Raw genomic sequence first — 20731 nt, 5'->3', positions numbered from 1 at the left:
CTTCAGGGGTCAATCCGGACCCGCTCGCCCCGCAGTGACGCTCCCACTCTCTCCTGTGAGGTCTCACCCGTGGACACCGTCGACGCCCGCGCCCGCGCCCCCCGGCATCCGCTCGCGCCTGAGTGGCTGCACACGCCCGCCGACCCGAACGCCCTGGCCGACGGCGTGTGGCCGGACAGCGCCGAGCGCGGCGAGGACGGCGGGATCCGGATCGCCGGAGTGCCCGTCGCCGAGCTGGTGCGCGAGCACGGCACTCCTCTCTACGTGGTGGACGAGGCCGACGCCCGCCGCCGGGCCGTCGAGATGCGCGAGGTCTTCGCCCGCGAGCTCGGCCGCATCGGCACCGGCGTCACGGTCTACTACGCGGGCAAGGCGTTCCTCTCGACCGAGGTCGCCCGCTGGATGCGCGACGAGGGCCTGAACCTCGACCTCTCCAGCGGCGGCGAGATGGCAGTGGCCCTCGCCGCAGGGATCGAGCCCGAGCGCTTCGGCCTCCACGGCAACAACAAGTCGCTCCGCGAGATCGACAGGGCCGTCGAGGTGGGCGCGGGCACGATCGTGCTCGACAGCCTCGTCGAGATCGAGCGCGTCGCAGCCGCGGCCGAGCGGCACGGCCGCGTGCAGGCGGTGCGCCTCCGGGTCAACAGCGGAGTGCACGCGCACACCCACGAGTTCCTCGCCACGGCGCACGAGGACCAGAAGTTCGGCCTCGCACTCGCCGACTGCCCGGCCGCGGTCGCCGGCGTACGCTCCTTCTCCTCCCTGCGGTTCCTCGGGCTGCACTGCCACATCGGATCCCAGATCTTCGGCTCCGCCGGGTTCGCGGAGTCGGCGTCGCGCCTGCTCGACGTCCACGCGGCACTGCTCGCGGACGGCCCCGTGCCGGAGCTCAACCTCGGGGGCGGCTTCGGCATCGCGTACACCAGCGCCGACGACCCGACCCCGATCGCCGAGATAGCGGCCGCCGTCGCCGACGCGGTCGCCGAGCAGTGCGCCGCCCGCGGCATCCCGGTGCCTCACATCGCGATCGAGCCCGGCCGCTCGCTGATCGGGCCCGCCGGCGTCACCCTCTACGAGGTGGGCACCGTGAAGGACGTGACGGTCGGCTCCGAGAGCTCGACCGCGGTCCGCCGCTACGTCAGCGTCGACGGCGGCATGAGCGACAACGCCCGTCCGGCGCTCTACGGCGCCGACTACACGGCGCGGATCGCCGACCGCTCCTCCTCGGCCGAGCCCGCCCTCGTGCGGGTGGCCGGGAAGCACTGCGAGTCGGGCGACATCGTCGTCCACGACGACTTCCTGCCCGCGGACGTGCGGCCGGGCGACCTGCTCGCCGTCGCCGCGACCGGCGCCTACTGCTGGTCGCTCGCCAGCAACTACAACTACCTCGGGCGCCCCCCGGTGGTCGCCGTCCGCGACGGGCGCTCGCGCGTCCTCGTGCGCGGCGAGACCGAGGAGGACCTCCTCCGCCGCGACGCCGGCATCGAACGAAAGGCCACCTCCCGATGATCGAGTACCGCAGCCTCCGCGTCGCCCTGCTGGGTGCCGGGTCCGTCGGTGCCCAGGTGGCGCGCCTCCTGCTCGACCACGGCGACGAGCTCGCCCAGCGCGTGGGGGCGCCGCTGGAGCTCGTGGGCGTGGCCGTCAGGGACGTGGACGCGCCCCGCACCGCCGACATCCCGAAGCACCTCCTGACCACCGACGCCGAGTCGCTGATCCTGGGCGCCGACATCGTGGTCGAGCTGATCGGCGGGCTCGAGCCCGCCCGCAGCCACATCCTCACGGCGATCTCGTCGGGCGCGGACGTGATCACGGCCAACAAGGCGCTGCTCGCCGCCCACGGCAACGAGCTCTTCGAGGCCGCCGACCAGGTGGGCGCCCAGCTCAACTACGAGGCGGCCGTCGCCGGCGCGATCCCGATCATCCGGCCGCTGCGCGACAGCCTCGCCGGCGACCGGGTCCACCGCATCCTCGGCATCGTCAACGGCACGACCAACTACATCCTCGACCGGATGGACACCGAGCACGCGAGCCTCGAGGACGCGCTCGCCCGCGCGACCGAGCTCGGCTACGCCGAGTCCGACCCGACCGCCGACATCGAGGGCTACGACGCGGCGCAGAAGGCGGCGATCCTCGCCCGCCTCGCGTTCCACACCGACGTCCCGGTCGCCCTGGTGCACCGCGAGGGCATCACCGGCATCACGAAGGCGCAGGTCGACCAGGCCCGCGACTCCGGCTACGTGATCAAGCTGCTCGCGATCTGCGAGCGGCTGACCGACGCCAAGACCGGCGTGGAGGGCGTGTCCGCGCGGGTCTACCCCGCGCTCGTGCACCGCTCCCACCCGCTCGCGGCCGTGCACGGGGCCAACAACGCGGTCTTCGTCGAGGCGGAGGCGGCCGGCGACCTGATGTTCTACGGCGCCGGCGCCGGCGGGATCGAGACGGCCTCCGCCGTCCTCGGCGACGTCGTCTCGGCCGCCCGCCGCCACGTCGTCGGCGGCCCCGGCCTGGTGACCAGCGCGAGCTCCGGGCTCGCGGTCCTCCCGATCGGCCACGTCACGACCCGGTACCAGGTCACCCTCGAGGTGCTCGACCGCCCCGGCGTGCTCGCGCAGATCGCGGGCGTCTTCGCCGATCACGGCGTCTCGGTCGAGACCCTGGTGCAGACCCCGCCCGGCGCCGACCCGCTGGAGGAGCAGGGCGGTGCGGAGGGGCGCGAGCCGACCGCTACCCTGGTCATCGGCACGCACGCCGCGGCGGAATCCGATCTGGCGGCCACCGTCACCGCCCTCCATTCGCATGGTTTCGTCGGCGCCGTGACGTCCGTTCTACGAGTTGAAGGAGCCTGAGATGGCCAAGCAGTGGCGCGGAGTCCTGCACGAGTACGCGGACCGCCTCGATGTCACCGAGGCGACCCCGGTCATCACTCTCGGCGAGGGCGGCACGCCGCTCATCCCCGCGGCGGCCCTCTCGGCACGCACGGGCGCGAAGGTGTGGGTCAAGTACGAGGGCATGAACCCGACCGGCTCCTTCAAGGACCGCGGCATGACCATGGCGATCTCGAAGGCCGTCGAGCACGGCGCGAAGGCCGTCATCTGCGCTTCGACCGGCAACACCTCCGCGTCGGCCGCCGCCTACGCGACGCACGCCGGCATCACCGCGGCCGTCCTGGTGCCGGAGGGCAAGATCGCCCTGGGCAAGCTCAGCCAGGCAATCGCGCACAACGCGCAGCTGCTGCAGGTGCAGGGCAACTTCGACGACTGCCTCGACATCGCCCGCGACCTCGCGAAGAACTACCCGGTCCACCTGGTCAACTCGGTGAACCCGGACCGCATCGCCGGCCAGAAGACCGCGGCCTTCGAGGTCGTCGAGGTGCTGGGCGATGCTCCGGACTTCCACATCGTCCCGGTCGGCAACGCGGGCAACTACACCGCCTACTTCCGCGGCTACTCGGAGGAGCTGGAGCGCGGCGAGTCGACCCGCCTCCCGCGCATGTTCGGCTTCCAGGCCGAGGGCTCCGCTCCGATCGTGCACGGCGCCCCGGTCCGCCACCCCGAGACGATCGCCAGCGCGATCCGGATCGGCAACCCGGCCTCGTGGGAGCTCGCCCTCAACGCGCGCACCGTCAGCGACGGCTACTTCGGCGCGATCAGCGACGAGAAGATCCTCGAGGCGTACCGCATCCTCGCGGGCGAGGTCGGCGTCTTCGTCGAGCCGGCGTCGGCGATCAGCGTCGCGGGGCTCCTCGAGCGCGCCGAGGCCGGAGCGATCCCGAAGGACGCGACCGTCGTCCTGACGGTCACCGGCCACGGGCTCAAGGACCCGCAGTGGGCGCTCCGCACGGCCGACGGCGCGGACATCACGCCGACCGTCGTCCCGGTCGACACCGCCGCGATCGCGGACGTGCTGGGGCTGGCCGGCGCATGACCTCGGCGGTTCCCGTCGGCCGCACCGTCCACGTCAAGGTCCCCGCCACCTCGGCGAACCTGGGCCCCGGCTTCGACACGCTCGGCCTGGCGCTCTCGTTCTACGACGAGCTCGACGTGACGGCCGTCGCGGCCACGGGTGCGCGGGTCACCGTGCACGGGGTCGGCGAGGGCGAGGTGGCGACCGACGAGACGAACCTCGTCGTGCAGGCCATCGCGTACACGTTCGCCGACCAGCGGCAGGAGATGCCCGGCATCGAGGTGATCGCGCGCAACATCATCCCGCACGGCCGCGGGATGGGCTCGTCCGGCGCCGCGATCGTCTCCGGCATCATGGCCGCGAAGGGCCTGCTCGAGGGCGTCGTCGAGCTCGACTCGGACGACCTCCTCCGCATCGCCACCGAGATGGAGGGGCACCCCGACAACGTGGCGCCCGCACTGTTCGGCGGCCTCACCATCGCCTGGGTCGAGCCGCACGCCTCCGGCGCCGACGACTCGCCGCTGCGCCCGCGCTCCAAGAAGCTCATGGTCCACCGCGGCGTGTCCCCGGTCGTCTTCGTGCCCGAGCACACCATGTCGACGCGGCTGGCCCGCTCGCTGCAGCCGCAGAGCGTGCCGCACGAGGACGCGGTGTTCAACGTCTCGCGCTCCTCGCTCCTGATCGCCGCCCTCATCCAGAGCCCGGAGCTGCTGTTCGCGGCGACCGAGGACAAGCTGCACCAGAACTACCGCGCGGCTGCCATGCCCGAGACCTCAGCGCTGATCGCGCTGCTGCGCTCGAACGGCTACGCCGCCGTCGTCTCGGGTGCCGGACCGAGCGTCCTGGTGCTCTGCAGCGACCCCGCGCAGCGCCTCGCCGCCGCGGATCTGGTGGAGCGGGAGGCCCCCACGCCGTGGCGCGCGCACATGCTGGCCGTCGACTTCAAGGGTGCTACAGTGGGGACCGCATCCCGAGGAACCGCGTAACGAGCGGAATCTGTCCGACGGATCGTCCCGACAACCACGGCCATCACATCGTGTGAAGGGCGCCCCTGCTCCTCTTGCAGACCGGCGCCTGGTCTCCGGGCCCTCTCCTCGCTCTCTGCGGCAGTCGGTCCCGGCGGCCGAGAGCATCGCGTGGATCAGAACACGCGATGGCACCGCACGGTCGATGAGCTCTCCCGGTGAGCACTCGTTCCCGGGGGGAAGGAACCCTCTCCAGTGACAGACGTCAACACCTACGGCTCGACCGTGGACCTCACCGCCGACCTCTCCGGTCTGCGCGTCGCCGAGCTCCAGGCTCTCGCGACGCGGCTCGGCCTCGGCGGCGCCTCCAAGCTCCGCAAGGGCGAGCTGGTCCAGGCCATCTCGGACCTGCGCGCCGCCTCCGCCGAGGACGCGCCCGCCGCGATCGCCGACGCGGTCGCTCCGGACGACGCAGCGGTCGCCCCGGACGTCGACGCCACCGGCGTCGAGGCCGAGCCGGCCGATGTGGCCGAGCAGTCCGCTCCGCAGCCCGAGGCGCCGGCGGAGCTGCCGACGCCCGTCGAGAGCACCGAGGCCGACACGGCCGACGTCCTCGAGCAGGCCGCGCCCACCGTCGACGAGCCCTCCGCGACGGCCGCCGAGTCGGCCCCCGTCGAGCTCGAGCTCCCCGCGGCGGCCGAGCCGGTCGCCGAGCCCGCCGAGCGCGCGCCCCGCCGACGCAGCTCGCGCCGCGCCTCCAGCGGCACCGTCGCCGCCGGCGAGCACCTCAACATCCCCGGCGGGACCGGCGTCGAGTCGCTGATCCCCGACCTCCCCGTCATCGAGCAGGACCGCGACGCCGACCAGGCCGCGAAGCCCGTCATCGACATCGAGCTGCCCAACGGGCCGGAGTCGGACGACTCCTCCCGCGAGGGCGGCCAGCGCGAGCGCCGCGGACGCCGCCGCAGCCGCGGGGGCGCCTCCGAGCAGAGCGAGCAGGCCGAGCAGGCGCCCGCCGAGAACGACGCCGACTCCTCCGACTCCGGCGACCAGCAGGAGCAGCAGGGCGGAGACCAGCAGCAGAACGGCGACCAGCAGGGCACCGGCCGCGGCCGCAACCGACGCAACCGGAACCGCAACCGCGGGGACGACCGCCAGAACGACGCTCAGCAGAGCCCCGCCGCGCAGTCCCAGCCGCAGAACGGCCAAGGCGCGCGCGGCGCCGCGCAGTCCGAGGGCCAGCAGGCTCCTCAGCAGAACGGCTCCGGACAGCCCCAGAACGGCCAGCAGGCCGAGGGCGAGGACGGCCGCCGCAGCCGCTACCGCGACCGCAAGCGCCGCGGCGGAGCGATCGGCGACGACTTCGAGCCCGAGATCGGCGAGGACGACGTCCTCATCCCGGTCGCCGGCATCCTCGACGTCCTCGACAACTACGCCTTCGTGCGCACCACCGGGTACCTGCCCGGCGTCAGCGACGTCTACGTCTCCCTCGGCCAGGTCAAGAAGTACAACCTGCGCAAGGGCGACGCGGTCGTCGGCGCCATCCGCCAGCCCCGCGAGGGCGAGGGCGGCGGCCGCCAGAAGTACAACGCGATCGTCCGCGTCGACTCGATCAACGGCCAGACCGTCGAGGAGGCCGCTGCGCGCGTCGAGTTCCAGAAGCTCACGCCGCTCTACCCGACCGAGCGCCTGCGCCTCGAGACCGAGCCCGGCAAGCTGACCCAGCGGATCATCGACCTGGTCGCCCCGATCGGCAAGGGACAGCGCGGCCTGATCGTCGCGCCGCCCAAGGCCGGCAAGACCATCGTCCTGCAGCAGATCGCCAACGCGATCGTGCAGAACAACCCCGAGGTCCACCTGATGGTCGTCCTGGTCGACGAGCGTCCGGAGGAGGTCACCGACATGCAGCGCACCGTGCGCGGCGAGGTCGTCGCCTCCACCTTCGACCGCCCGGCCGAGGACCACACGACCGTCGCCGAGCTCGCGATCGAGCGCGCCAAGCGCCTGGTCGAGCTGGGCCACGACGTGGTCGTGCTGCTCGACTCCATCACCCGTCTCGGCCGCGCCTACAACGTGACCGCTCCTCCCTCGGGCCGCGTGCTCTCGGGCGGTGTGGACGCCTCGGCGCTGTACCCGCCGAAGAAGTTCTTCGGCGCGGCGCGCAACATCGAGAACGGCGGCTCGCTCACCATCCTCGCGACGGCGCTCATCGAGACCGGCTCGAAGATGGACGAGGTGATCTTCGAGGAGTTCAAGGGCACCGGCAACATGGAGCTCCGCCTCTCCCGCCACCTCGCCGACAAGCGGATCTTCCCCGCCGTCGACGTGAACGCCTCCGGCACGCGCCGCGAGGAGATGCTGCTCAGCGCCGACGAGGTCAAGATCACCTGGAAGCTGCGCCGCGCCCTCGCCGGGCTCGACCAGCAGCAGGCGCTGGAGATCATCCTGTCGCGCCTGAAGGAGACCTCGTCCAACGTCGAGTTCCTCATGCAGGTCTCGAAGTCGGCCGTCGGCCCGGCCACCGCAGGCCACGGCAACGGCCACCACTAGCGCCCCGACGTCCGCGGTCGCCCCTGTCACGGGGGGCGGCCGCGGACGTTTTCGCGTCCCCGGGCGATGAGCCCGACCCCGACCACCTCCGGAAGCCAGGACCCCATGTTCGAATCCGTCAGCGTCCTCCTCGCCGAGCACGAGGACCTGCAGACGCAGCTCTCCGACCCGGCCCTCCACGCCGATGCCGCCCGCGCGAAGAAGGTCAACCGGCGCTACGCGGAGCTGAGCCAGATCAAGGCGGCCCACTCCGCCTGGATCCAGGCCGGCGAGGACCTCGAGGCCGCGCGCGAGCTCGCCCGCGAGGACGAGGCCTTCGCGGAGGAGGTCCCCGAGCTGGAGGAGTCGCTGCGGGTGGCGCAGGAGAAGCTGCGGCGCCTGCTCATCCCGCGCGACCCCGACGACGGCCGCGACGTCATCATGGAGATCAAGGGCGGCGAGGGCGGAGCCGAGAGCGCGCTGTTCGCGGCCGACCTCCTCCGGATGTACCTGCACTACGCCGAGGCGAAGGGCTGGAAGACGGAGATCCTCGACCGCGACGAGTCCGACCTCGGCGGCTACAAGAACGTGCAGGTCGCGATCAAGAGCAACGCCACCGATCCCTCGCAGGGCGTGTGGGCGCACCTCAAGTACGAGGGCGGCGTGCACCGGGTGCAGCGCGTCCCCGTGACCGAGTCGCAGGGGCGGATCCACACCTCGACCACGGGCGTGCTCGTGTTCCCCGAGGTGGACGCGCCCGAGGAGGTCGCGATCAATCAGAACGACCTGAAGATCGACGTCTACCGCTCCTCCGGTCCCGGCGGGCAGTCCGTCAACACGACCGACTCCGCCGTGCGGATCACCCACCTCCCTACCGGCATCGTCGTGTCGATGCAGAACGAGAAGAGCCAGCTGCAGAACCGTGAAGCGGGCATGCGCGTGCTGCGCGCTCGCATCCTGGCCCGCCAGCAGGAGGAGATCGCCGCGGCGGCCTCGGACGCGCGCAAGACGCAGATCCGCACGATGGACCGCTCCGAGCGCATCCGGACCTACAACTTCCCCGAGAACCGCATCGCCGACCACCGCACCGGCTACAAGGCGTACAACCTCGACGGCGTGATGAACGGCGCGCTCGACCCGGTGGTGGAGAGCGCCATCCAGGCCGACGAGGAGGCCCGCCTGGCCGACATCGGCTCCGAGGAGGCGTGACCCTCGTGACCACCGGCGTCGACGCGCGCACCCTCCTCGCGGACGCGGTCGCCCGCCTCGCCGCCGCCCGCGTCCCCACGCCGGACGTCGATGCGGAGCTGCTTCTCGGGCACCTGCTCGGGCTCGGCCGCGGCCGGCTGCAGGCGCGCCTCATCACGGGGCTGACTGTCGACGACGAGCACGCCGCGGCGTTCGCGAGCGCGATCGAGCGCCGGTCGGCTCGCGAGCCGCTGCAGCACATCACCGGGATCGCGCCGTTCCGCTCGCTCGAGCTCGCGGTCGGACCCGGCGTGTTCGTCCCGCGACCCGAGACCGAGGGCGTCGCGCAGATCGCGATCGACGCGCTCCGTGCGGTCGTCGACCCGGAGCCGATCGCCGTCGACCTCGGCACGGGCAGCGGAGCCCTGGCGCTCGCGCTCGCGCATGAGGTGCCGCACGCGCGAGTGATCGGCGTGGAGAACGCTCCCGAGGCGTTCATCTGGGCCCGCGGCAACCGCGAGCGGCTCGGGCTCGAGAACGCCCGCATCGTCTTCGACGACCTCGCCCGGGCGCTTCCCGAGCTGGACGGCACCGTCTCCGTCGTCGTCTCCAACCCGCCCTACATCCCGGCCGCCGCCGTCCCGCGCGACCCGGAGGTGCGCCTGTTCGACCCGCCCTCGGCTCTCTACGGAGGCGAGGACGGCCTGGACGTCGTCCGCTCGCTCTCGGCGACCGCCCTCCGCCTGCTCCGCTCCGGGGGAGTGCTGGTGATGGAGCACGGCGAGCTGCAGGGCGCCGAGATCCGCGCCCTGCTCACCGCCGACGGCTGGCGCGGAGCGACCACGCAGCGCGACCTCACCGGCCGCGACCGCGCGACGGTGGCGGTGCGCTGAGGCGTCGCGGAGCTCCGGCCTGGCCGCCCGAGCCGTCCGATCTCAGTCGTCGAAGGTGATGTCGAGGTAGGGGGTGGTGGTGGATTCGCGGGTCTCGATTCGGACGACGCTGCCTGCTGTTCCCGGGGGGAGGTGGGCTTGGTCGATGCCGAGGGAGAGGGTGGGGGTGGAGGCTGCGGCTTTGGCGGCGAGGGCGTCGGTGAGGTCGGTGGTGCGGGTGGTCTTGGTGGTGTCGACGAGGGTGCTGCCGAGGATGGGGCCGAGGGCGGGGCGGTTGGTGAAGGTGAGTCCCTTCTCGGTCCAGGTGGTGGGGGTGTCGTGGAAGTCGAGGAGGACGGGGGATCCGTTGTCGGTGATGGCGGCGGTGGTGGTGAGGGTGGCGCCGGTGACGGTGCGGCCCTGGAGGGCGCTGAGGTCGAAGCGGAGGTAGCCGACGCGGGTGTAGCTCTGGTCGGTGGTGGTGGAGGCGCTGGTCTTGACGAGCATTCCGGTGATGGCGCCGTAGTTGGTGCCCGCTGATGCTCCGCCCTGGACGTAGGAGTCGGCGGTCGGGTAGAGACGGACCTTCGTCCTGTCGACCACCGTCACCGGAACGCTCGCCGAGCGGATGACGCCGCCCGATTCGACGAGCACGCCGATCATGGCGGTCCCCGCGGTGCGCCCGGTGACCGAACCCGACCGGTCGACCGAGGCGACGGCGGGATCGGAGGAGCCCCAGGTGAGCCTCACCGAGGACGCGGGGAGCGTCCGCCCGTCCGGCCCGGTACCCGTCGCCGAGGCCGCGGCCGTTGCGCCGGCCTGCACCTCGGACGCGGAGATCGCGGCCGTCGCGAACGAGAGGCTCTTGTCCGGCACGTGCACGTGCGCGTCCTCGGTGAAACTGTAGATCCTGACCTCCCGCAGCGCCGTCCAGACGTCCTTCGTGCCGTCCCCGTGACCGACCAGGCGGACGAACCGGGAATCGGAGGGCATCGCCGCAGCGACGGAGGCCCATCCGCCGGTCCCGAGGTAGGACCCGGAGGTACGAGCGGTCCACGTCCGGCCGTCGGGGGAGCTGAGGAGATCGAACTTCGACAGTCGACTGGAGTTGGCGACCCAGGAGAGATCGAGGCGCTCGACCGCCGTGGCGCGCGCGAGCTGCCACGTGATCGAGTTGTCGCCCCACGTGGACCAGTACGTTCCCTCGGTCCCGTCGAAAGTCACCTCCGGTGACCCCGCCGTCGTCCGGGAGGCGACCGCGCTCTCGATCCGGATCGGCCCCGGTGTGAGGAGGACGCGGTAGGTGGTCGGAGTCCTGCCGGGCTCTGTGATGGTGGTCGAGGCCCAGCCGGGAACGGCGGCGGGCGAGGTCGAGGTGACGACCGATCCGGCCGCGGCCTGCGCGGCGACCACGGGCACCGGGCCGGTCGGGTCGACTGCTGCTGTGTAGGCGACGTCGTCGCCCGCGAAGGACGGGAGGGGGGTGCCGCCCACCGTCACGCCGGTGGCCCGGCTCGTCCCGACCGCATCCAGTGACCACGATGACAGGCCGACGACCGGGGCTGCCGCTGCCACGGGGGCGTCGCCGTGGAGCGGGGAGAACTGCACGGCGATCTGGACGCTGTCGGTCCCGGAGGCCGCGATGGTCAGCTTTCTGTCGGCGAGGTTCGAGCTCTGACCGGCCGGTCGCGGTGAGGTGGCCAGGGGAGCGGCGTCCATGACGGAGAACCGGAAGGAGTCGTCGGTGACGATGCGGGCCAGCATCCGTTGGCCGTCGCGGTAGAGGGTGGCGCTGCGGCCGTCGTCCGAGACGTCGATGAGGGCCTCGGTGTTCATGGACCAGAGCGCCTCGACGGGGCCGTACCGCTCGACCTCGTCCTGAACGAGGAACTGGTCGCGTCCGTCGAAGAGCTTCACGCCCCGCTGCCAGGTGGTGCCGCCCGGGAGAAGGGCGGACAGGTCGCTGACCGCCAGCGACGAGGAGGCGTTGGCGTCCGAGCGGACCATCGTCGACCGCCCGGTCGCGTAGGCGGTCGAGCTTCTGAAGGGGTCGACGAGGAGGGTGCTGTGCGCCTCCTGCCTGTTCCGGTAGTAGGTCCACCGGGACTCGCCCTCGAAGTAGCCGGCGAGGCTGTAGTCGTCCCGTCCGAGGTCGGAGGACCACCTCTCGCCCAGAGCGTCGAGGATGAAGGAGCCGGAGTCCTGGTGCTGGTGCCCGCTCGTGGGGCTGCTGGCCGAGCGGAAGCCGACGGAGGTGCCGTCCGCGTCCCAGGACGATCTCATCGTGCTCACGCCGGCGGCTGCGGAGAAGGAGTCCCTCGACGCCCCGGGGCCGGCCGCGGCGGTCGTGGCGGCTTGGTACCAGATGAGCCGCTGCGCATCGCTGCCGGTCTGCTTGCCGCCGACGGAGAGGAAGTCGGCGTTGTCGAACTTCTTCGCCAGGTACAGCTGCGACGGCGGGTTGAGCTGCGTCGAGTCGCTGTCGCCGAAGTCGTACATCTCCTTCGACGCCCCGAGCATCTGCACGGGGAAGTAGCCCGTCGTGCTGACGCCGGGCGAGGCTGCCAGGCCCCAGTCCGTCCCGGTTGCGACATCGAGTGTGCTCAACGCAGAGGCGAGATACCGCGTCGCGTACTCCCAGTACGTCGGCCCCTCGGCGTACCCGCCGTCGGGCCCGAACTGCGCGAGGCCCCGGCGGAGACTGGGGGTCGCGTAGCCGAGGATCCGATCGGAGAGGCCCGCATTGTCCTGCGCCGTCGCGACTGCACCGGCGATCATCCCTCCGTTCGCCACGATGTTCCAGTTGTTGGTGACGACGGCCCAATTGCCGCCGTGCGCATAGGGGCCGGAGGTGTTCGCCGGCGCGGAGTAGACGGGCACGGACGGCTGGAGGCCGAGCCGTTGGATGGCGGAGCTCAGTGTGCTCCGCTGGGAGGGTGTCCAGCGGGCGTAGAGCCAGTCGTAGCCGATGGCCATCCCCTGCGTCATCTCGGCGGTGTCGAGGAAGTGATCCGGATTCCAATCGGCGAACTTCGATGCCGCGTCGAGATCGAGCCAGAGCCGGTCCGCGTAGGCGGGGGACCCGGTCACCAAATAGCTGATGCCCAGAGTCCGGGCGCGCTGGACGAGGGTCTGCGACGTCTCCAGGATGCGGATGCCGTCCGGAGAGCTCCGCTTCAGAACCGGTTCAGTGAGCATCCGGTCGGCCTCCGCGCGGACGCGGTTCCATACGGCGGTGACGGCGGGATCGGACGACACCGACGCTCGCAGATCGACGACCGACTGCTGGTCGAGCTCGAGCCTCGGGTGCGCCGTCGTGACGTCGGCGGCCGTGGGGCCCGTGCCCGCTGCGGCTGCGCTGCCGGCCGGTGACACCGCGCCGAGAACGGCCAGCAGAGCGATGACCGAGGACACCGCGAACGCCTTGCCGAAGCGGAGGAACCGCCGGCGCGAGGAGGAGGACCGGTCCGGCCGTCGGTGAGAGCGGTCGTGCAGGGGAGTCGCTTCAGGGGCGTCGAGCATGATGGCGCGTCCTCCCGGGATTGCCGATGCGGTGCGCTTGCGACGGTATCCACGGTGAGGAGCGATCGGGCCGGACTGACGAAGCCTCGAGGCCGGTGACCCTCGAAAGGGTAGGAGGAGACGCGGGTCGTCCGCTCCGGGTACGGGCTCAGCGCTTCCGAGCGCGGAGCAGGAAGACGATCTGGACGATGAGGACGGTGAGCTCGGTGACGACCTCGGCGGCCAGACCTCCGGGCGCGCCGAAGGTCCGGGACAGCAGCCAGATGAGCACCGGCCCCGTCGCCGCTCCGACGAGCGCGCTGTTGCGCAGCGCCTTCAGGCGACGGAGAGCGACCAGGCCGAGACCGCCGGTAGCCCGCGACACGCAGGTGATGGCGATGACCCCTCCGCAGAGAGCGGTGATGGGGAGCGGGAGGGTGATCTCCCCGCTGAACAGGATCTGAGCCGCGAAGCCCCCGAAGAAGGCGAAGCCGGTTCCGGCGACGAGCCCGAGGACGGCGTTGGCGCCGACGGCGCGCGCGATGCGGCGGAAGCGGTCGGCATCGGATCCGGGCGCCCCGACCCATGCCTGCAGCGCGTTGGGAAAGGCGGCGAGCAGCGCCAGCACCAGGCGCTGGAGCCGCTCCGCGGCGGAGAAGACGACGAGAGCTCCCGGCGAGGCCGCTCCGACGATCGCCACCGGCAGGGCGATGTAGGCCGCGCTGGCCAGTCGTCCCTGGAGGGCGACGTTCTGCGCGCGGACAGCACGGAGGATCCGGCGCGGGCCCAGAGAGCGCAGGAACCCGAGTCGGCTCCCTGCAGCGGACCAGCCGAGGACCGGAGGCACGATCGTACCGACGGCGAGTAGCAGCGGGTAGACCGCCAGCGGCGCTCCCGCGGCACTGATCAGGAGCACGGTGAGCCCGTTGGCGGCCAGTCTGGGCAGAGCGTCGAAAAGCAGGATGTTCCGCGGCTGGCCTGCGCCGATGAAGAACCACGCCGGCGACAGCGTGCTCAGTGCGATTGCGACGGCGATCCACGCGGCCGCGACCGGATCCGCCGGCGCGAGCAGGCCGGTGACGATCACTACGGGGACGACCAGCGGCAGGAAGACGAGGACTTTCGTCGCCGTGGCCAGAGCATAGGTCTGCGATCGAGCCCGCCGCCCCATCCGGGCGATCCGCTGGGGGCCGTTCAGGCCCCAGCCGAGTTCGACGACGACCGCTGCGGCGGACCCGATGGACTGGGCGACGGCGACGGACGCCCACGCCGTCGCTCCGAAGGAGCTGGTGATGGAGGGGATGACGATCAGCGGGCTCAGGGCGCTGATCAGAGGGATCAGGACGAAACCGAGGAGGCGAAGGATCGGCTTCGAGCGCCGCGGACCGTTCGGAGCGGCTCCCCGCATCTACTTCTCCACGAGACCGTGGAGACCCACGATCATCGCGGCGACGTGGGGTCGGCGGCGGGACAGCTCCGCGACCGAGGCGGCGACTCCGCGCGGATCGCGGGCGCTGAGGGCGCCCCGCAGCATCTGCGTGGCGACGAAGTCTCCGTAGGCGCGGGAGTCCAGGGCGTCGCCGTGGCGGGCGAGCCAGGCGGCACTCGCGCGCCAGTCCGCCGTCTTCGAGATCGAGGCGGCGGAACCCTGCTGGACGTGCACGAGAGCGAGGGGGACGTAGGTCATCCGCGCGTCGGCCGCAGCCCACCGCGCGACGAGGTCCCAGTCCTGGTGCTTCTTCATCGAGGGGTCCCACGGGTGCTCGTCCAGGAGGCGCCTGCTCGCGAGCAGGGAGCTCGTCTGGATGTACCCCGTGCCGTGCTTGAGGCTCGGACGGGCGACGAGATAGGACGCGACGGACTGACCCGCCGCGAGCTCGCGCGTCGGCAGTCGGCGCACGCCGTCGCCCGACTCGTGGAAGTAGGTGGCGGTGTAGCAGAGATCGGCCGAGGACTCGGAGAGCGCCTTCACCTGGCGAGCGAGCTTCTCCGGCTCCCACCAGTCGTCGTCGTCGAGGAACGCGACGTGCGAGGTCTCGGCCGCTCGGGCTCCGGTGCTGCGGGCGTTCGCCCCGCCGGTTCTGCCCGCCGTCACCAGGAGGACCTCGTCCTCGAGAAGACTCCGTACGTGGTTCTCGCGGGAGGGGTCGTCGAGGACGACGACCGTCCGGCCTCCAGCGCCCGTCTGTCCGCGCACCGACTGCAGAGCGCGGGCGAGCGCAGGCCTGCCGAGGGTCGGGACGACGGTGGTCACGTCGCGGGTGGTGAGGCTCATCGGGTCCCCGCTCCGCGGAGCGTGTTGCGGAGGATCAGTCCGGCCAGCGCGAACGGCTCCACGAAGTACCGGGTGCAGAGGCGCCGCGGATCGTGCAGGAACCTCCACGCCCACTCCAGGCCGACCGAGCCGAGCCAGCGCGGACTCAGCTCGACAGCGCCTGCGATGTAGTCGACGGCCCCGCCCACGGTGGCGATGTACGCGTCGGGGAGGTCGTCCCAGTGCTCGTCCAGGAATCGCTCCTGCTTCGGCATCCCGAGGCCGACGATGAGGAGGGTCGGCGCGTGGCTGCGGATCGCGTCGACCACCGACTCCTCGTCCTCCCGTGCGAAGTACCCGGACATCCCGGCGACGTCGTCGACGGCACGCGCCCTGCTCCAGGCGCTGACGGCCGCGGCGTTGATCTCCTCGGTGCCGCCGAGGATGAAGACCCGGCGGCCGGGCGAGCGCGTGTCGGACCAGAGCGCGTGGATCCAATCGGTCGACCCGATGCGCTCCTCGGTCGTGACCCGGCGCTTCAGGGAGGCCAGGGCCAGGACGGGCCACCCGTCGATCACCGCGATGTCGCTGCGCTCGTAGAACCTGCGGAACCAGGCGTGCTTGAGGTGGAGGTAGCTGCTGTGCAGATTGTGGTTGAGGATCAGCGTCGGCCCGGAGGGCTCGCTCGACACGAGGTCGGCGACTCCCGCAGCGGTCATCGGAGTGACCTTCACGGAGAGAAGGGGGACCTGGACGGCTGCCGGTCGTTCATGCACGGTGGGTGCTCTTTCTGATCAGTGCCTTCTGGACAGCGGTGTCGAGAGTGTCGGCTGTTGCTTCGGGGGAGAGAAGAGTGGTGAACCTCGCCTGGAGCGCTGCTCCCAGCTGCTCCTTGTCGGCGGTTCTGATCGCTGCGAGGACGCCGACGGGATCCGACCAGTCGGTGACCGGCAGGAAGGCTCCGGCCGCGAACTCCTCGATCGGCGGGGTCGGCGTCGCCGCCACGGCAGTCCCGAACACGGCCGCGTCCACGAGCTTCGCGGGGAGCTGGTAGAGCGCTGCCGGGCTGCGGATGTCCATGGGGAGGACGAGCACGTCCACGTCCGCGTAGATCTCGGACAGCGGTGTCGTTGGAGGCCGCATGACCCACTGCGCCGCCACATCGGAGGGCGGCGTCCATGACTGGGCGAAGGTGACGATGCCGACGTCCGGATCGGCCCGCAGCAGGGCGTTCAGAGTGTCCGCGCCCTTGTAGCTGCGGACGGTCCCGATGAAGCCCAGAGTCAGACGGCCGTCGGTGGAGGGCCCGCGCGGCCGATCACGCGTCGTCGACACCCGGGTGTGGGGGATGACCGCGGACGCGTCACCGAGATCGAAGCGCTCGGCGTACACTCCGCGGAGTCCCGCGCTCGAGAAGGTGACGAGGCCGGCGTCGCGCGCGATCCTGGCCTGGCTCCGGCGGAGCCGGGACGGAGCCTTCCGGCGCAGCGGATTCGCCTTCGCCCGGTTGAGGAGGGACTCGGATCGGAAGGCCTCCATGATCGAGACGTCGTCGTCGTCGAAATCCGCGACCACGACTGTGTTCGGGATGCGGGAGAGGCGCCGAGCCAGACGCGGCAGGGGGTCCGTCCCCTTCGAGAACCAGACGATGGTCCTCCGCTCCGACGCTGACGCGCGGACGTCCCGCTCGATGCGCGCCAGATCCCTCCGACCGAAAGGAACGACCTCCGCAGGGAACTGTCTCGCTCCGGCCCAGAGCTCCCCGTCCTCGAAGGCGAGAACCCGCACGCGTCCGAGCTCAGCCGCGGTGAGCGCCATGCTCAGCGCACGGCCCAGGGAGTTCGTCTTCGTCGAATCGCCGATGACGAAGGTCTCGGTGTCGATGATCTCAGGCATGTGAGCTCCGATCGGCTGGTCTGGTGCGGTCTGGTCGGGCAAGGGGGAGCGTGCTGTCACCGCGAGGAGCGGGGGAAGGTCCTCACGCGGGTGCGGTCCCCTCCGCGCTGAGGACTCGGCGTCCCCCGCCGCGTCGGAGGCGGTTCCGCTTCGCGGGGCGGAGCCGGGCGGGCGAGCGCGATCAGGTCCGGCGGCAGCGTCAGCGAGATCACGAAGACGCTCACTGAGACGACCCACGTCATCAGGTCGAAGGAGAAGGCCATCGCGAGCATCACGGCGACCTGGGCCCGGCCGAGGCGGTCGGAGCCGATCCACGCGCCCCCCATCGCCAGCACCATGAGGGCGAGCCCGATGCCACCGCTGATCGCGAGCGTCCAGATGAAGTGGTTGTCGATGACCAGGAAGCCGTCCTGCTGCAGCAGGCCCTGCGCGAAGATGCTCAGCTCCGAGAAGAAGCCGCTGCCGATCGCTCCGGTGGGAGAGCCGCGGTGCAGGAGCTGATCCGCGCTCGCCCATCCTTCGAGGCGGTGGCCGAAGGAGTCCGAGGTGGCCGCCTGAGTCGCGACGGCCGAGAGCCCGAAGTCGCCGAGGAAGATCGCGACTCCCGCCCCGATGACGATCAGGACGTTCTTCACCCGCGTCCGGGTGTTGGGAGCGAAGAAGAGGTAGACGACGAAGCCGATGGCCGCTGCGACGAACGCACTGCGCGTCCCCGAGAGGACGAGGCCGGCGACCGCAGCAGCGAGCGAGACGAGCCGGACCGTTCGGGACAGCTTCGACCCGAGAGCGAGGATCAGGAAGAAGCCGAACATCACGATGAGCGAGAAGATGATCGGGTGGCCGGTCGTGCCCTGGATCCGGATCAGGCCGGGGAGGAACGGGTTGTACCGGATGACGGGAAGACCCGCCGTGGTGAGGTTGCGGTAGCCCCAGACCGGCTCGGGCAGGACGGTGAGCTCGGCGATGCCGACGGCGACCTGCACGAGGACGGTGAGCGCCGTCCAGCGCAGCAGCGGCACCAGGTCCTGCTCGCCGAGGCGGGACACGACGGGGAACAGCAGCAGCGGCACCGCGATGAGGGCGAGGACGGTCGCCGGGGAGCTCGAGGAGATCAGGAGGCTCACCCCGGTCGTCCAGACGAACCAGGCGAGCAGGAGGAGCCGCGTGCGCTTCCTCGGCCGCGTCCGCTCGCCGAACGCCCAGGCCAGGATCAGGAACACCGCAGCGACGCCCGTCGAGGCGTAGCGGACGGCGTCCGGAGCGGAGGTGCTCGCGCCGATGCCGAGGACGAAGATCGAGAGGCCGACGGCGTAGCCGCGGAGGCCGACGGCGCGCCGCGGGAAGGTGACGACCAGGAACAGCAGAGCGAGGGCGGCGGCGACGATCAGCATGCGGCACGCCCCGTCCCCCGGAGTCCGGCGGCGCGCGGATTCCGGTGACGGAGGCAGGGCGATCCGGCCGAGGCCACTGGTCCCCGGTTCCGCGCAGCGGCCGACCTCGAGTACGGTCCGGTCACGCTGTCCGCACCGCGTACTTCTCCTCGGTGGCGGCCTTTGCGGGGCGCCACCAGTCCTCGTTGGCGCGGTACCAGTCGATGGTGGCGGCGAGTCCGGCGTCGAAGTCGGTGTAGCGGGGGCGCCAGTCGAGTTCGGTGCGCAGGCGGGTGGAGTCGATGGCGTAGCGGAGGTCGTGTCCGGCGCGGTCGGTGACGTGGTCGAAGGCGTCCTCGGGTTGTCCGAAGGCGGTGAGGATGCGGGTGACGACGTCGAGGTTGCTCTTCTCGCCGTCGGCGCCGATGAGGTAGGTCTCGCCGATCTCGCCGCGGTCGATGATGGCCCAGACGCCGGTGTTGTGGTCGTCGACGTGGATCCAGTCGCGGACGTTGGCGCCGGTGCCGTAGAGCTTGGGGCGGATGCCATCGATGGCGTTGGTGATCTGGCGGGGGATGAACTTCTCGACGTGCTGGTAGGGGCCGTAGTTGTTGGAGCAGTTGGAGATCGTGGCGCGCACGCCGAAGGAGCGCACCCAGGCGCGCACGAGGAGGTCGCTGGCGGCTTTGGTCGAGGAGTAGGGGCTGGAGGGGTTGTAGGGGGTGTGCTCGGTGAAGCGCGCGAGGTCCTCGAGCTCGAGGTCGCCGTACACCTCGTCCGTCGAGATGTGGTGGTACCGCACGTCGTGCCGGCGCACCGCCTCGAGCAGGGCGGCGGTCCCGAGGATGTTCGTCGCCAGAAACGGCGCCGGATCCTCCAGGGAGTTGTCGTTGTGCGACTCCGCGGCGAAATGCACCACCAGATCCGACTCCCGGACCAGCCGGTCGACGAGCGGGGCGTCGGCGACGTCGCCCTCGACGAAGGTGATCCGGTCCGACACCGGCGCTACCGAGCGGAGGTCGCCGGCGTAGGTGAGCTTGTCGAGCACGGTGATCCGGACGTCGGGGCGCTCGCGCAGGGTGAGGTGGACGAAGTTGCTGCCGATGAAGCCGGCACCGCCGGTGACGAGGATCCGCACGAGTGCTCCTACTGGTTCGAGGAAGGGACGAAAGGCGTCGGACGCCCGGGTCGCGATCGACGACACGGGCGGACTCCGGTGGGCGCTCAGACGGAGGATGATCCCCGCGCGAGAGCGGGCAGCTGCTGGAGGTAGGCGCCGTATCCGCTCTTGACCAGCGGTGCGGCGAGCTCGGCGAGGCGGGTGTCGTCGATCCAGGAGTTGCGCCAGGCGATCTCCTCGATGCAGCCGATCTTGAATCCCTGCCTCTGCTCGATCACGCGCACGAACTCCGTCGCCTCGATCATGGAATCGAAGGTCCCGGTGTCGAGCCAGGCCGTTCCCCGATCGAGCACCTGGACAGTGAGAGCACCGGCCTCGAGATACCGCTCGTTGACCGTCGATATCTCCAGTTCGCCGCGCGCGGACGGCTTGATGCTCTTGGCTATCCCGATCACGGAGTTGTCGTAGAAGTAGAGGCCGGGAACAGCGAAGGTGCTCTTCGGAGAAGAGGGCTTCTCCTCGATGGAGACGGCTCGGAAGTGCTCGTCGAACTCGACGACTCCGTAGGCGCGCGGGTCGGCGACCTGGTAGGCGAAGATGACGGCGCCCTCGATCGTGGTGTTCGCCGCGAGGGCGGTGCCCAGGGCGGTGCCGTGGAAGATGTTGTCGCCCAGGACCAGGGCGACGGACTCGTCGCCGATGAACTCCTCGCCGATCAGGAACGCCTGCGCGAGCCCGTCGGGGGAGGGCTGCACGGCGTACTCGATCCGCATGCCCAGGCTCGACCCGTCGCCCAGCAGGGCGCGGAACTGGTCGTTGTACTCGGGGGTCGTGATCACGAGGACCTCGTCGATCCCGGCCATCATCAGCGTCGACAGCGGGTAGTAGATCATCGGCTTGTCGTAGATCGGCATCAGCTGCTTCGAGATGCCCTTGGTGATCGGCCACAACCGCGACCCCGAACCACCCGCGAGGATGATGCCCCTCACAGATGAAGCCCTCTCGACACAGGAGCGGCGGAGGCACGGAGCGGTTCCTGAGCGGAGCAGGTCCCGCCGGCGGCGGCTGCCGGAGGAGAGGAGATGAGCACGGGCGTAACCGTAGCAAGGTCACGTTTCGCCGAAATCACA

15 protein-coding genes are annotated in these 20731 nt (G+C 71.2%); 7 read left to right on the top strand and 8 right to left on the bottom strand.

Annotated features, from left to right (window positions below; genetic code table 11):
* Positions 1-69: 69 nt before the first annotated feature.
* The 7 genes from lysA (at position 70) to prmC (ending at position 9481) form a co-directional block, all read left to right on the top strand.
* Positions 70-1509 (top strand): diaminopimelate decarboxylase, encoded by a 1440-nt coding sequence (lysA, locus tag C5C55_RS01920; RefSeq protein ID WP_104232727.1) that lies wholly within the window; start codon positions 70-72, stop codon positions 1507-1509.
* Positions 1506-2849 (top strand): homoserine dehydrogenase, encoded by a 1344-nt coding sequence (locus C5C55_RS01915; RefSeq protein ID WP_104232726.1) that lies wholly within the window; start codon positions 1506-1508, stop codon positions 2847-2849. The genes lysA and C5C55_RS01915 overlap by 4 nt, the downstream gene beginning before the upstream one ends.
* 1 nt (position 2850) lies before the next feature.
* Complete coding sequence (thrC, locus tag C5C55_RS01910) at positions 2851-3927, top strand: threonine synthase (protein ID WP_104223003.1); 1077 nt, start codon at positions 2851-2853, stop codon at positions 3925-3927.
* A complete protein-coding gene (thrB, locus tag C5C55_RS01905; RefSeq protein ID WP_104225562.1) occupies positions 3924-4892 on the top strand; it encodes a homoserine kinase in 969 nt (322 codons plus the stop codon). Before thrC ends, thrB begins: the two co-directional genes overlap by 4 nt.
* Positions 4893-5126: 234 nt before the next feature.
* Positions 5127-7421, top strand: coding sequence for a transcription termination factor Rho (gene rho, locus C5C55_RS01900; protein ID WP_104232725.1), 2295 nt, complete (start codon positions 5127-5129; stop codon positions 7419-7421).
* A 105-nt stretch (positions 7422-7526) separates the two neighbouring features.
* Positions 7527-8609 carry a peptide chain release factor 1 gene (gene prfA / locus C5C55_RS01895; protein WP_104232724.1) on the top strand — a complete coding sequence of 361 codons (1083 nt, stop codon included), beginning with the start codon at positions 7527-7529 and terminating at the stop codon, positions 8607-8609.
* Positions 8606-9481, top strand: coding sequence for a peptide chain release factor N(5)-glutamine methyltransferase (gene prmC, locus C5C55_RS01890; RefSeq protein WP_104232723.1), 876 nt, complete (start codon positions 8606-8608; stop codon positions 9479-9481). Before prfA ends, prmC begins: the two co-directional genes overlap by 4 nt.
* A 42-nt stretch (positions 9482-9523) precedes the next feature.
* Here prmC and C5C55_RS01885 read toward each other — a convergent pair whose 3' ends face one another.
* The 8 genes from C5C55_RS01885 to rfbA form a co-directional block, all read right to left on the bottom strand.
* A complete protein-coding gene (locus C5C55_RS01885) occupies positions 9524-12982 on the bottom strand; it encodes a DNRLRE domain-containing protein (protein ID WP_104232722.1) in 3459 nt (1152 codons plus the stop codon).
* 148 nt (positions 12983-13130) lie between these two features.
* Complete coding sequence (locus C5C55_RS01880) at positions 13131-14369, bottom strand: hypothetical protein (protein WP_104232721.1); 1239 nt, start codon at positions 14367-14369, stop codon at positions 13131-13133.
* A complete protein-coding gene (locus C5C55_RS01875) occupies positions 14370-15236 on the bottom strand; it encodes a glycosyltransferase family 2 protein (RefSeq protein WP_104232720.1) in 867 nt (288 codons plus the stop codon).
* Positions 15233-15991, bottom strand: coding sequence for a WecB/TagA/CpsF family glycosyltransferase (locus C5C55_RS01870; protein ID WP_146078400.1), 759 nt, complete (start codon positions 15989-15991; stop codon positions 15233-15235). The genes C5C55_RS01875 and C5C55_RS01870 overlap by 4 nt, the downstream gene beginning before the upstream one ends.
* On the bottom strand, positions 15984-17111 hold the full coding sequence (locus C5C55_RS01865; protein ID WP_104232718.1) for a hypothetical protein: 1128 nt from the start codon (positions 17109-17111) through the stop codon (positions 15984-15986). Before C5C55_RS01865 ends, C5C55_RS01870 begins: the two co-directional genes overlap by 8 nt.
* 56 nt (positions 17112-17167) lie before the next feature.
* The gene (locus C5C55_RS01860) at positions 17168-18502 is read right to left on the bottom strand and encodes an O-antigen ligase (protein WP_104232717.1); all 1335 of its coding nucleotides are present in this window, start codon (positions 18500-18502) and stop codon (positions 17168-17170) included.
* 121 nt (positions 18503-18623) lie between these two features.
* Entirely contained in the window at positions 18624-19619 is a 996-nt protein-coding gene (gene rfbB, locus C5C55_RS01855; RefSeq protein WP_104232716.1) for a dTDP-glucose 4,6-dehydratase, read from the bottom strand.
* Between the two features lie 86 nt (positions 19620-19705).
* Positions 19706-20590: a glucose-1-phosphate thymidylyltransferase RfbA gene (gene rfbA / locus C5C55_RS01850; protein ID WP_104232715.1), complete on the bottom strand. Its 885-nt coding sequence runs from the start codon at positions 20588-20590 to the stop codon at positions 19706-19708.
* Positions 20591-20731: the final 141 nt, after the last annotated feature.

Origin of the sequence: Rathayibacter sp. AY1C2 (assembly GCF_002931195.1) — a bacterium.
Classification (GTDB): Bacteria; Actinomycetota; Actinomycetes; order Actinomycetales; family Microbacteriaceae; genus Rathayibacter.
The sequence above is the reverse complement of the archived record's forward strand: the minus strand, read 5'-3'. Positions and strand labels throughout refer to the sequence as shown.